At 59.0% G+C, this 12,419-nt stretch carries 10 protein-coding genes; 5 read left to right on the top strand and 5 right to left on the bottom strand.

Annotated elements, in window-relative coordinates; translation table 11 throughout:
• Nucleotides 1-57: 57 nt before the first annotated feature.
• The 4 genes from IE123_RS12570 to IE123_RS12585 all read right to left on the bottom strand — a co-directional run bounded on the left by IE123_RS12570 (nt 58) and on the right by IE123_RS12585 (nt 4,848).
• Nucleotides 58-1,698: a dihydroxyacetone kinase subunit DhaK gene (locus IE123_RS12570; protein ID WP_189518702.1), complete on the bottom strand. Its 1,641-nt coding sequence runs from the start codon at nt 1,696-1,698 to the stop codon at nt 58-60.
• Between the two features lie 61 nt (nt 1,699-1,759).
• A complete protein-coding gene (locus tag IE123_RS12575; RefSeq protein ID WP_229819749.1) occupies nt 1,760-2,689 on the bottom strand; it encodes a hypothetical protein in 930 nt (309 codons plus the stop codon).
• Nucleotides 2,690-2,767: 78 nt separating this feature from the next.
• A complete protein-coding gene (locus IE123_RS12580; protein ID WP_189518704.1) occupies nt 2,768-3,916 on the bottom strand; it encodes a glycosyltransferase in 1,149 nt (382 codons plus the stop codon).
• A gap of 59 nt (nt 3,917-3,975) precedes the next feature.
• Nucleotides 3,976-4,848, bottom strand: a complete 873-nt coding sequence (locus IE123_RS12585) for a glycosyltransferase (RefSeq protein ID WP_189518706.1) — start codon at nt 4,846-4,848, stop codon at nt 3,976-3,978.
• Nucleotides 4,849-5,298: 450 nt separating this feature from the next.
• Between IE123_RS12585 and IE123_RS12590 the strand changes: the two genes are divergently transcribed.
• A complete protein-coding gene (locus tag IE123_RS12590; protein WP_189518708.1) occupies nt 5,299-5,688 on the top strand; it encodes a hypothetical protein in 390 nt (129 codons plus the stop codon).
• A 134-nt stretch (nt 5,689-5,822) separates the two neighbouring features.
• Here IE123_RS12590 and nudE read toward each other — a convergent pair whose 3' ends face one another.
• Nucleotides 5,823-6,407, bottom strand: coding sequence for an ADP compounds hydrolase NudE (gene nudE, locus IE123_RS12595; protein WP_189518710.1), 585 nt, complete (start codon nt 6,405-6,407; stop codon nt 5,823-5,825).
• 179 nt (nt 6,408-6,586) lie between these two features.
• Between nudE and IE123_RS12600 the strand changes: the two genes are divergently transcribed.
• The 4 genes from IE123_RS12600 to IE123_RS12615 all read left to right on the top strand — a co-directional run bounded on the left by IE123_RS12600 (nt 6,587) and on the right by IE123_RS12615 (nt 12,271).
• Nucleotides 6,587-6,979, top strand: a complete 393-nt coding sequence (locus IE123_RS12600; RefSeq protein WP_189518712.1) for an RNA-binding S4 domain-containing protein — start codon at nt 6,587-6,589, stop codon at nt 6,977-6,979.
• Between the two features lie 78 nt (nt 6,980-7,057).
• On the top strand, nt 7,058-7,945 hold the full coding sequence (hslO, locus tag IE123_RS12605; RefSeq protein ID WP_189518714.1) for an Hsp33 family molecular chaperone HslO: 888 nt from the start codon (nt 7,058-7,060) through the stop codon (nt 7,943-7,945).
• A 245-nt stretch (nt 7,946-8,190) separates the two neighbouring features.
• The gene (locus IE123_RS12610; RefSeq protein ID WP_189518716.1) at nt 8,191-9,747 is read left to right on the top strand and encodes a phosphoenolpyruvate carboxykinase; all 1,557 of its coding nucleotides are present in this window, start codon (nt 8,191-8,193) and stop codon (nt 9,745-9,747) included.
• 163 nt (nt 9,748-9,910) lie between these two features.
• The gene (locus tag IE123_RS12615) at nt 9,911-12,271 is read left to right on the top strand and encodes a Tex family protein (RefSeq protein ID WP_189518718.1); all 2,361 of its coding nucleotides are present in this window, start codon (nt 9,911-9,913) and stop codon (nt 12,269-12,271) included.
• Nucleotides 12,272-12,419: the final 148 nt, after the last annotated feature.

A 12,419-nucleotide genomic window follows, 5' to 3' on the forward strand; every position in this document is an offset into this window, starting at 1 on the left:
GGTGGGGCGGCTTTTTTTTGGTTTCGATTGCGTGTTTCAGCGTGAGCCGCTGTCGTTTCAGCGTGAATCGTCGTCGCCTGCCAGAGCCTCAAAAAGACGGGCAACGGCTTCGGCGCCCGGGTCCACAACACCGTCGAGTGCCTGTTCGGGCACCAGAGAAGAACGTCCGGCGCTGGCCTTGCGCAGTGTGGCTGTCTTGTCAGCCCCCGAGCGTGCAGCGCGAGCCGCTGCTTCAAGGTCCTGACCGGCGGCCATTGCTTCGATGGCCGGTATCAACGCGTCCAGCATGGTACGGTCACCCTGCTGCGCGCCGCCATAATGCTGCATGCGCTCAACGCCGGCCTGCAGAGCCGAGGGCCAGTCGGCGACGTCCTCAAGTTGCTGCGCAGCACTGGTCATCAGAATCGACAGCAGTACGCCGCTGGAGCCGCCCATGGCGGTGGCAAACAGGTGGCCCAGCTCACTGGCCAGGCGCGCATTCTCTCCGGTGGAAAGCTGATTCTCATCCAGCGCCTTCAATACCGCGCGAGCACCTGCGGCGACCGTAGCACCGGCATCGCCATCGCCGACTTTCGCATCAAGTTCGTCCAGCGCCTTTTCACTGTCGCGCAGGGTGGTGGCCAGGCGTGTGATCAATTGACTGCGCGCGTTGTCATATTGGCCTTCGCCCGCCGGCGGCTGCTGACTGAAGCGCGGCGAGAAGGTCTTGATATCGTGCACGGTCTGCGGGGTCGGCCAGTGGGGCGCCTGAACCGGCGCCTTCAGCGCCTCCAGCGTTGCCTCATCCGCCGGCGCCAGCGTGATGGAAAATCCATGCATGTCCAGCGAGGTCATCAGGGGCGCCGGGCCCGTCATCAGCGCTACATTGTCACGACCGAGGCGTTCAAGGCAGGCACGCGTGAGAATCTGCATCTCCTGCGGCGCACAGCCGCCCAGGTTGTTGATCAGCACCACCCAGGGACCGTTATCGGGGCGGCCCAGCGCCTTGAGCACCTGGTCAACGGCGTCATCGGCACTTTCAGGCGTGACCTGACGCACACCGGGCTCATTATGGATGCCCAGCCCCAGCTCGGGTGTCTTTCGCGAGGAAGCCTCCTGTCCGGGAAGGGTGGCGCTTGAAAGCGCCATGCCCATGGAGCGCACCTGTGCCGCCATGTCGATGGCTGCCTGATGGACGGTATCGAGATCATCGCCCCGCTCGGCGCGATAGCCGGCCATCTTGTGGACCAGCAGGGTGCCGGCCAGCCCGCGCGGCTGCGGCGCGTCCGGCAGGGCGACATCATCGGCCACGATCACCGTTGCCACGCGAAAGCCTTCCTCGCGGGCACGCTCGGCGGCAAGGCCGAAATTGAGCCGGTCGCCGGTATAGTTCTTGATGATCAAAAGACAGCCGGCTTCTCCGCAGCAGGCACGAATGCCGGCCAGAATGGCCTCTACGCCCGGGGAGGCGAAAACGTCGCCTGCCACGGCTGCGGTCAGCATGCCCTGGCCGACAAAGCCCGCGTGTGCCGGTTCATGTCCCGAGCCACCGCCCGATATCAGGGCGACCTGCTGTCGGCCTTCCCGATCAGGCTGCCAGTCCGAGCGCATGACAATGCGCGCATCCCGATGATCGGAGAGGGTAACGTTGGCTGACATGGCCAGCCCTTCCAGCAGTTCGCTGACCAGCGCTTCCGGACGGTTATAAAAGTGATGCATAAAAGGCTCCTTTGAGGGGGCGCTTTCAGCGTAGAGCCTTGCAGGGGAAAACAGGAGGGCTTTATGTCACTCGGGTATCAGAAGAAGACGCAACTCGAGGGCGTGGCCATTGGATCGGGCCCTGCTCGGTGCCCGGGTCCAGCCGCCCCGGGCGCATTTCGGGGGTGCAGGTCTTGAGGGCCTGTGCCAATTGGTCCAGGGCTTCCTGTCCGGTCGTGCCCGCAGTCACCCTGTCCCACCATTGCCGATGTACGGCGCGTACAACAACCGGTATCGACGGTAGTCCCACACGCTGTGCCATCGCCAGACGATGCAGGCCGCGGTTGATCTTGAGCAGATGGCCTTCACGCGTGACCACGACGCCAAGCGCGTCCTTGCCGCGGTCGGCATCAAAGCCGTGTCGGGCCATGTCATCCAGAAAATCCAGATAGATGTTCAGGTAGGCAAGAATCTTTGCCTCGCTATCGAGCAGAATGCCTTCATGCGGTGATGCCCATGGAGTGCCGGCTCTCAAGCGTGCGGCATGCTCCTGAAAGCGCTGTGTGAGGGTGAGATCATGGCGATGCTCATCCAGATCGGTGATGAATTCATAGCGCGAGCCACGACGCAGATCACCGCGACTGTCATCCCACTCGCCATCCCAGATAAAGGCAGACGTGGATGGGCGAACGCCGCCGACGCCCTTGAAGTTGACGTCACGGATCATGTCCCGGGGGTTGATATGCACGATCAGCTGATCACCCAGGCGCTTTTCGATGGAGCGCCGAGGCAGCCCCATCTCTTCAAGGCGGGCACCGCCAGGCTGGCCTTTCAGCCAGCGCTGGAACCAGAATTCTTCAAAAGGAATGCCCACCTGTTGTCGAAAAGTGAGTTTCAGCCACTCCTGAAATCTGACACGACGTCTGGGCCAGCGAAGACGATCGCTGTCCAGACCGGCAAAAGCATTCTCATCCCGAGAGGCAGGGGAGGTGTGACAGTGGCGTGACGACATGAACCGAACCGATAATCTGCGTATGCGAAAGTTTACCATGCTCGCCCTGAGGATCAGGGCAGGCAGAGCGCTCGTATTCTACGTCGTGGGCAGCTCAAGAAACTGTTGCATGATGCGTGTATCACGAAAGCGCTCGATCAGTTCGGGATCCTTCTCCAGTGCCGGTGGATGCCTGAGGCCTTCTCGAATGCCTTCGGCCAGCCCTTCGATCGTGTTTTCGACAATCAATCGGCGCTGATCATTGATCAGAACGTTGCGAATGCCGCCTGGCGCATCCACGGCGACGCAGGGCGTGCCACAGATCATGCTTTCTGCCAGTACGATACCGAATGCCTCGCTCATCGAGCTCAGTACAAAAAGGCGTGCATGCTTCATCCACGGGTAGGGATTGGTGCGGCTGCCAACGAGATGAACACGGTCCCGGACGCCCAGTTCATCGACCAGACGCTCGACACTCTCACGCATGGGGCCATCGCCCACGATGACAAGATCCTCTTCAATATCCGCCTTTAAATAGGCATGGATCAAAAAGTCCTGACGCTTGACCCGTGACAGCCTGCAGACATGCACCACATAGGGTCTGACGGGCAGATCGTCAGGTGTCTCATCTGCCATGGCACTGATGGCTTCTATATCACACGGGTTGCCAATCGTGGCCCAGTGCGAAGGCGATATATGATGATGGCTCAGTTGACTTTCCAGCTGCTCACGCACGTTGGGTGTATTGCAAACCACGCGTTTGCCTTCATAAAGACGACGCAGGTACATGCCCTTGAGCCTGCCGCCATGATCGCCCGGCCAGGACACGGTCACCTGCCACAGGCGTGGATCCTGCCAGGACCAGACGGTTTCAAAGGCGCCCTGGCCACGCATGATAATGCGGTCAATCGGGCCATATTCGTTTTCAAGTCGCGTGATGAATCGCTTGAGGTAACGACCGCCGTAATATCCTCGCCAGAGAAAGCCGGAACCCGGCAGCAGGGGCTTGAGCAGGGCACGAGTCGCCAGGTCATAGGCCAGCCCGCCTCCTGTACGGCGAAAGGCCTTGTCAAAGTCCTCGTAATGAAGCGTGACCCCGGGGTCGGGCAGTAATTCATCGCCACCCTTGAGCACCAGCACGTGCACATCATGACCGGCACGGTGAAGGACATTGGCAAGGTTGATGGTGACGCGTTGAATGCCACCGATGTTGAGTTTTCGAACGATCAGTAAAACGCGCTGTTTCATGAAGTGAAGCCAACGAATCCGGGAATGTGTTCAGTATCTGATGGCGTCATGTTACCTGCTTATGGCGCAAGAAGCTTTGCCATCAAATCCGGATAGCTGGCCAGACAATTGGAAAACTGCTGATTATTGCCATCACCTTTTACGTTTTTCTTGTGCAGGGGTTGGCAATGGGCTGCTCGCGTGGAAAGAAAATTGATGTTATGGGGATTGACCCGAAAGCATCTTGTTCCCTGTTTCAGGGAAGCCATCTTGAACCAGATGTCATCAGCATTGGGCGCCAGTGTCTGGAAGGCCGTGTGGTCAGCAGCCATGGGGTCCAGTGAATTGGGCGGATAGAGAACGCCTCCGTTGCCGGTTGGCATGAGGCTCAAAAGAGGACGATCAACGGGGGGCTGTATACCGGATCGGGAACTCTGATAGCAGATCCTGCCCGACCCGGGGTTCGATTCCCTGAGCAGATGCCCACGATGGCAGATAATACAGTCAGGATGCTTTCTGGCACCTTCGAGCAGGCGTTCAAGCCAGTCGCGTGGATAGATTACATCGTCATCGGCAGTCACGATGGTCGCATTGGGCGCTGCCTTGAGGACGTGAACCAGCTTGTCGTAGGAGCGATAGTCTTCAGTGGTAGTAATAACCTTTACGCCACGAGCGATCTGTCGTTGCAATGTTGCAGGCAGTTGCCCGAGCGTCGCCATATCCTTTTCTGAAATATAAAGATGAATTTCAAAATTTCTGGCGCGTTGTAAAAGGATGGATTCGATGGTCAGGTAGACATCGCGTATCCGCGGCAGGTAAGTGGTCAACGATACAATGAGATGACCATCACCGCTGGAATGCTGCCTTTTGCAGGCAAGGTTTACACCATGGAGATAGCTGGAAAGCGCCAATGACTTTAACTTGCGCTTCTGTCTGATGTAGTAGGAAAGCATCCTGTCCCGTCCAATGCGGTGAAAACACCATGAACGCGCACAATAACAATCTTGTTGGGCCGTTTTATTAAGGGATTCTGAGGTTTTCTGAAAACTGAGAGTGATTCTGTAAAACCAGCCTTTTGCGCAGCAAGAGTATTGAGGACAGGGGCGAATACAAGACAGCGATTCCTTTTTCATTCAGCCAGCAGAAAACAGTCTAATTCTTTACCCAAGCTTTACTTGTTTTTGTACAGTACTTTGACGGCGTGCCTTTTGTATCCTAATTTCAGGATTACTTACGCAGTGGTGTTATGGAGAAGATGCCACCGTGACTGCCTCGCTTGCCATGGAAGGCAGACTGCAATACTGCTTGATGCTCATTGCAGGAAGTATCTGTGTCCCCGGCGGCGAGGCGTGATTGTGCCTGGCGCACCGGAATGAAAATCAGAGCCCCAGGAGGAAGTCCCCATGAAGAAATTGATCGCCAGCGTTTTTTGTGCCGCGCTTGTGTTGCCTGCCATGTCTGCCATGGCTTCGACCGAAGCCACACAAAGTGGTGCATCCAGTGATGGTCAGGAAATGACCGGCGCGGCTGCCAATGAATCCTCTAGCACCATGGATAACAGTGCGACCAGTTCCCAGACCACGCCCACCGGGCAGGGCGGCAATGGTGGTTCGGCGCAAATGAATGATATGGATGGCATGAGTGAGTCCAGCAGCAGCTCAATGGATAGCCCCGGTACCCGGAATGCTGATGAGACCATGACAGGACGGCAGGGCCATTCTGCTCAGATGGAATCCACCGACCCCATCAATGACGGTGACACGACCGAGCATGGTGCCAGCCCGTCTCACTGATCCTTGCTTGACGCTATACCCGCGTTGAGCACGATATAATGAAGGGCCCGGCAGCCTGGCTGCCGGGCCCTTCATGTTAGTGAAATGTGCATGTTATTGATAACTGGCAGGGCCGCTACATTTCAAGGGCTGGTTTACCAGAACATGGGATCGGGTTTTTCCTGTCGCTCACGCAGGCGTTCCCGGGCAATAAACAGCGCTGCGATGGCACGTCCTTCATGAAAGTCGCCGCGTGCCAGCAGAGCAGTAATATCCTCGATGGGATGTTTTTCAACGATCAACGGCTCGGGTTCGTCGCCGGGCAGGCGCTCTTCGTAAAGCTGTGTGGCCATGACCACATGAATGCGATGGGTCATGTAATTGGGGGCCAGCGTCAGTTCGGTCAATGGCTCGATAGCATGGGCACCATAACCGCACTCTTCACGAAGCTCCCGATTGGCTGCCGTCACGATGTCTTCGCCCGGATCAATCACCCCCTTGGGCAGGGTCAAGGCATAGTCCTCGATACCGGCTGCATACTCCTGGATCAACAGGACATGATCCGGGTCAGGCATCGCCACGATCATCACGGCGCCGGCCCCGTTGCCCTGACTGGTCAGACGCTCAAAGGTGCGCTGTTCACCATTGGAAAATTCAAGCTCCAGGGCTTCGACAGCAAAAAGCCGGCTCTGGGCGATACGGCGGCGCCGCCCGATTTCGGGCTTTCCTGATGGGGACATGTCTTTACCTCCGGATGCTTCAAAAAACGGGAACGACGGATACGGCAAATCTCGATACGTGCTTCACAGATTATCGCATTGCAGGGCCAGGAGCATCTGCCCTGTCCCGCAATGCCAGGGGCTTGAGAGCATGACTTTTGCCCCCATATTGGCATCCAGAAACGGCGTGGAGACATGGCATGAGCGAACAGGTTCGACTCGATAAATGGCTCTGGGCTGCCCGGTTTTTCAAGACCCGCGGGCTGGCGCAGAAGGCCATCGATGGTGGCAAGGTTCACTACAATGGCGCGCGCACCAAGGTCAGCAAGATTGTAGAACCCGGGGCGCTGCTCGTATTGCCTCAGGGATGGGATCGCGTTGAAGTAGAGATCATCGCCGTCAGTGACAAGCGCCGTGGCGCAGCCGAAGCCCAGACGCTGTATCGTGAAACACCGGGGAGTATCGAGCGTCGCACTCGCGAAGCCGAGATTCGTCGTCTGGACAAGAGCATGCAGCCTCCGAAGGGGCGTCCGGATCGCAGGGATCGTCGCGATATCCAGCATTTCCAGCGTCATCAGCACGACGACTCGTAGCCCCGGTGGCAGGCACGGACAAGCGGATTCCTGTCATGGCTGCCGCGCCGATTACCCCTTCTCCTTATCGAGTGACCCATGGATCATATTCAACGCTTTATCTTTGATGACACCAATGTTCGCGGTGAGCTGGTCAAGGCCGACGACACCTGTCTGGACATCATCAATCGTCACGGCTATCCCGAGGTCGTCAATCGTCAGCTCAGTGAAATGCTGGCGGCCGTGGCGCTTCTGACAGCCACCATCAAGCTTGATGGCGTGTTGACCCTTGAGGTCAAGGGCAACGGTCCGGTCAGCCTTCTGATGGCGGAGTCCAATCCGGGCCATGACGACAATGGCCAGCGTCTGCGTGCCATTGCACGCCTTGCCGAGGATCAGCCGCTGCCCGATGAGGGGGCAACGCTTCAGGAGCTGGTCGGCGACGGACACATTGTCATGACGCTTGATCCGCGTGACGGTCAGCGCTACCAGGGCATTGTCGCGCTGGAATCCGAGACGCTGGCGCAGTGCCTTGAGAGCTACTTCGAGCGCTCCGAGCAGCTGCCCAGCCGTCTGTGGCTTTCTGCCTCGAAGACTCATGCGGCAGGGCTCATGCTCCAGACCCTGCCGGAAGATGCCAGTCTCAAGGACACCGATGCCTGGCCGCGCCTCAACATGCTGGCCGATACCCTCAAGTCCGAAGAGTTGCTGGAGCTGCCGGCGCGCGAGATTCTGACGCGTCTGTTCCACGAAGAGCAGATTCGCGTGTTCGAGCCGGACCCCATCGGCTTTGGCTGCACCTGCTCGCGTGAGCGCTTTGCCAGTGCCCTGCATCAACTGGGGCCGGACGAGCTGCGCTCGGTGGTGGAAGAGCAGGGCGAGCTGAGTACCACCTGTCATTTTTGTAACACGGATTACACTTTCAGCGCCGCCGATATCGAGGCACTAATTGAATCACCGGACGCCCCGTCTCCCACGCTGCACTGACCGCTTCTGATCCCTGGACCTGCGCGCTATGCCTTTTCTACTGGAGTAGCGCGTTGTGCCTGTTCGTTTAATGCCATCGTGATACATTCTCTGCCGGAAGCGTTTTTGATCATAATACGCTTTCCCGATCGCCTGGTGCCGCCTCATGCAGGGCGCGCCGTGCTGATACGGGAATATAACGCCAGAGACACATGATAAGTGTCCATGCGCTTAACGAGAGAGAACGGCTTATGCCCGGGATAGACATGACAACGAATATGAGCACGCCCCGTATCAACGCAAGTGCCGCCGAGCTGGTGGAGCATGCCATCCTGCGCGGTGAAGCAAGACTTGCAGCCAATGGGGCGCTGGTGGCGGAAACCGGGCGTCGTACCGGCCGGTCTCCTGTTGACCGCTATATCGTCGATGAGCCTTCCACCAGTCACGAGATCGACTGGGGTAGCGTCAACCGACCCTTTTCCCTTGAGCATTTTGATGCGCTCTGGGAGCGGGTCGAAGAGTTTCTGGCCGACAAGCGTGCCTTTGAAACCGAGTTGCACGTGGGCGCCGATCCCGAGCACTACCTGCCGATTCGTGTCATGGCCCAGTATGCCTGGCACACGCTTTTTGCACGCAATCTCTTTGTCCGTCCGCAGCCTTTCAATCCGCGTGACAAGCGCGAGTGGCAGATCATGAGTGCACCGGAATTTGTCTGTCAGCCCGAGCGTGATCACACCCACTCCGATGGCACGGTCATCATCAATTTTGCCCGTCGTCGGGTGTTGATCGCCGGCATGCATTACGCCGGAGAAATGAAAAAGGCGATGTTTACAGTGCAGAACTTCCTGTTGCCGGAAAAGGACGTGCTGCCCATGCACTGTAGCGCCAACGTTGGCGACAATGGTGAGACAACACTCTTTTTCGGTCTTTCCGGCACCGGCAAGACCACGCTTTCCGCTGACCCGTCGCGCTATCTCATCGGTGATGATGAGCATGGCTGGGGCGAGGGTACCGTTTTCAATCTTGAAGGTGGCTGTTACGCCAAGACCGTGGATCTGAGCGAAAAAAATGAGCCCATCATCTATCGGGCCATTCGCTTTCCGACCGTGCTTGAAAACGTCGTGCTCGATGCGTCGCGACAGCCGGTATACGACGATGCCTCGCTGACCCAGAATGCCCGAGCGGCCTATCCGCTGGAGCATGTCGACAAGCGCGTACCGGATAATCGTGGCGGTGAGCCGAGTGCCATTGTCTTTTTGACCTGCGACATGAGCGGCGTGCTGCCGCCGGTGTCGATCCTGTCGCGCGAAGCGGCGGCCTATCACTTTCTCTCCGGCTATACCGCCCGGGTCGGGTCGACCGAAATCGGCGCCAGCAGTGCGCTGGAGGCGACCTTTTCGACCTGTTTTGGCGCGCCGTTCTTTCCGCGTCCTGCCCATGAGTACGCCGAGCTTTTGATCAAGCGCATCGAAGCGTTTGGTTCGCGTGTCTATCTGGTCAACACCGGCTGGACCGGCGGTGCCTACGGGCAGAGCGGCAAGCGCTTCAGTATTCCCACCACACGCGCCATCATCACTGCCATTCAAGGCGGCGACCTGAAGGACGTCGAGACGGTCACGCTGCCCGGGCTCAACCTGTCGGTGCCAGTGGCCGTGAAAGGGGTAGAGTCGACGCTGCTTGACCCACGCAAGGCCTGGCAGGATGAAGCGGCCTTTGAAGAGCAGGCCAGTCTCCTGATTGATAAATTCATCAATAACTTCAGTCGTTTCGAAGGTGTTGATGAGGCCATTACCCGCGCCGGACCGAGCCTGATTCAGGCATAAGATGTATCGATCCTGGCAGTGCCTGCGCCAGCGCGCAGACCATCATGGCGACAGTCCTCGGGCTGTCGCCATTTTTTATGGCTGCCTGCTCGCTTCAGGCGTTGTCCCGTCGGCGCAAGGTTTGTGATACCCTGGCGCCCTGTTTGGAAGGGAATGCGTTTTCATGACACAGATTTCTTCGATGGCAGAGCGTCTGGCAGCAGAGCTTGGTGATGCTGCCGGTGCCACTGCCGTTCGTCCTGCCCAGATCGAGGCCACCATCGCCCTGCTGGATGAAGGGGCCACCGTGCCGTTCATCTCACGCTATCGAAAGGAGGCTACCGGCGGTCTGGATGACAGCCAGCTGCGCCTTCTCGAAACCCGCCTGCGCTACCTGCGCGAGCTCGATGAGCGCCGCACGACGGTACTGGCGTCAATTGAAGAGCAGGGCAAGCTCGACGATGCGCTGCGCGCCAGTATCCTGGCCGCCGATACCAAGCAGCGGCTGGAAGATCTTTATCTGCCCTATCGTAAAAAGCGCCGTACCAAGGCGCAGATCGCTCGCGAGGCGGGGCTCGAACCGCTGGCCGACGCCCTCCTGAACGATCCTTCGCTGGTGCCTGAACAGCTGGCCGCCGAGTACTTCAACGACGAGCACGGCATTGCAGATGCCCGCACCGCACTGGATGGGGCCAGACAGATTCTGATGGAGCGCTTTGCCGAATCACCTGCGCTGGTCGGCCGACTGCGTGAGCGGCTCTGGCAGGAGGCCGAGCTGGTCGCCACGGTGCTGGCCGGTCAGGAGAGCAGCGGCGCCAAGTTTTCGGATTACTTTGATCATCGCGAAAAGCTCATCAAGACGCCGTCGCATCGAGCGCTTGCCATGTTTCGTGGCCGTCAGGAAGGCGTGCTGGGGCTGGCGCTCAAACTGCCCGATGAAGACGAGGCGAGCGTGCATCCGTGTGAGGTTGAGATCGCGCGGGAGTTTGGCATCAGTGACCACGCACGTCCCGCCGATCGCTGGTTAAAGGAAGTGGTGCGCTGGACCTGGCGAGTCAAGCTCTACACGCATCTGGAAACCGAGCTTCTGGGGCAGCTGCGCGAGCAGGCCGAGGCTACAGCCATCAGCGTTTTTGCCGATAACCTGAAGGACCTGCTGCTGGCGGCACCGGCCGGATCGCGTGCGACACTAGGGCTCGATCCGGGGCTTCGCACCGGCGTCAAGGTGGCGGTGGTGGATGCCACCGGCAAGGTGGTCGATCACACGGCCATCTATCCCCATGCGCCGCGCAACCAGTGGGAAGCCTCGCTGGAGACGCTGACGGCGCTGTGTAAAAAACACGATGTCGGGCTGGTGGCCATCGGTAACGGCACTGCCAGTCGCGAAACCGACCGGCTGGCCGCTGATCTGCTGGACCGGCTCAAGGGACGGGATATTGCGAAGGTCATGGTGAGCGAGGCGGGCGCCTCGGTCTATTCCGCCTCCGAGTTTGCCTCGCGCGAGCTGCCGGAGCTGGATGTCACCATTCGCGGTGCGGTATCGATTGCCCGCCGCCTGCAGGATCCGCTGGCGGAGCTGGTCAAGATCGATCCCAAATCCATCGGGGTGGGGCAGTACCAGCATGATGTCTCGCAATTGATGCTGGCCCGCTCGCTGGACGCCGTGGTCGAGGACTGCGTTAACGCTGTGGGGGTGGATCTCAATACGGCCTCTTCGGCGCTGCTGGCGCGGGTGTCGGGGCTTAATAATACGCTGGCCGATAACATTGTGGCCTGGCGGGACAGCCATGGTGCCTTTGACAATCGCCGCCAGATTCTTGAGGTCGCAAGGCTGGGGCCGAAGACCTTCGAGCAGTGCGCGGGTTTTCTGCGCATCAACGGTGGCAGCAATCCGCTGGACGCCTCGGCGGTCCACCCCGAGGCCTATCCGCTGGCAGAGCGCATTGCTCAGGCCAGTCGTCGGAATCTGAAGGCGCTGATCGGTGACAGTGATTTCCTGCGCAGCGTTCGCGCCGCAGATTATGTCGATGAGCGCTTCGGACTGCCGACGGTGAGCGATCTTTTAAAGGAGCTGCAAAAGCCCGGTCGTGACCCACGGCCTGAATTTCGCGCCGCGCAGTTTCAGGAAGGCGTCGAGAAGGTCAGCGATCTGGTCGCCGGCATGGTGCTGGAAGGCGTGATTACCAACGTCACCCACTTTGGTGCCTTTGTAGATGTCGGCGTTCATCAGGATGGTCTGGTACATATTTCGGCGCTGTCGCATCAGTTCGTGCAGGATCCGCGCTCGGTGGTCAAGGCCGGCGATGTGGTCAGGGTCAAGGTCATGAACGTGGATCAGGCGCGTCAGCGTATTGCGTTGTCCATGCGTCTTGATGATACGCCGGACAACGAGCAGGGCAGCAGGGATGACAGCGCGGGGCGCCGCGGACGTGGCAAACCTCAGACGCGTCACAGGGAGACGGCTTCTACGCAGGAGCCGGTCGGCGCGCTGGGCGCGGCGCTGCTCAAGGCGGGCGCCGGCAAGCCACAGGATCGCAAGCGCTGAGATGATAAACTCGTTAGCATGCACACTTTGGCGCTTGAAAGGCCAGGGTGGCGCTTCATAATGAGCATACTATTGGCAGATGCCAGCGCCTGACTGACGTAATATCAGCAGGCGCTGGTCGACGAAAACAGTTCCGGAGCCCTGCCTC

Source organism: Kushneria pakistanensis (genome assembly GCF_014652795.1).
Lineage (GTDB): Bacteria > Pseudomonadota > Gammaproteobacteria > Pseudomonadales > Halomonadaceae > Kushneria > Kushneria pakistanensis.

Coding starts and splice junctions, on each gene's coding strand:
- IE123_RS12570 (WP_189518702.1), bottom strand. CDS start 1,698: ATGCATCACTTTTATAACCGTCCGGAAGCGCTGGTCAGCGAACTGCTG.
- IE123_RS12575 (WP_229819749.1), bottom strand. CDS start 2,689: ATGTCGTCACGCCACTGTCACACCTCCCCTGCCTCTCGGGATGAGAAT.
- IE123_RS12580 (WP_189518704.1), bottom strand. CDS start 3,916: ATGAAACAGCGCGTTTTACTGATCGTTCGAAAACTCAACATCGGTGGC.
- IE123_RS12585 (WP_189518706.1), bottom strand. CDS start 4,848: ATGCTTTCCTACTACATCAGACAGAAGCGCAAGTTAAAGTCATTGGCG.
- IE123_RS12590 (WP_189518708.1), top strand. CDS start 5,299: ATGAAGAAATTGATCGCCAGCGTTTTTTGTGCCGCGCTTGTGTTGCCT.
- nudE (WP_189518710.1), bottom strand. CDS start 6,407: ATGTCCCCATCAGGAAAGCCCGAAATCGGGCGGCGCCGCCGTATCGCC.
- IE123_RS12600 (WP_189518712.1), top strand. CDS start 6,587: ATGAGCGAACAGGTTCGACTCGATAAATGGCTCTGGGCTGCCCGGTTT.
- hslO (WP_189518714.1), top strand. CDS start 7,058: ATGGATCATATTCAACGCTTTATCTTTGATGACACCAATGTTCGCGGT.
- IE123_RS12610 (WP_189518716.1), top strand. CDS start 8,191: ATGACAACGAATATGAGCACGCCCCGTATCAACGCAAGTGCCGCCGAG.
- IE123_RS12615 (WP_189518718.1), top strand. CDS start 9,911: ATGACACAGATTTCTTCGATGGCAGAGCGTCTGGCAGCAGAGCTTGGT.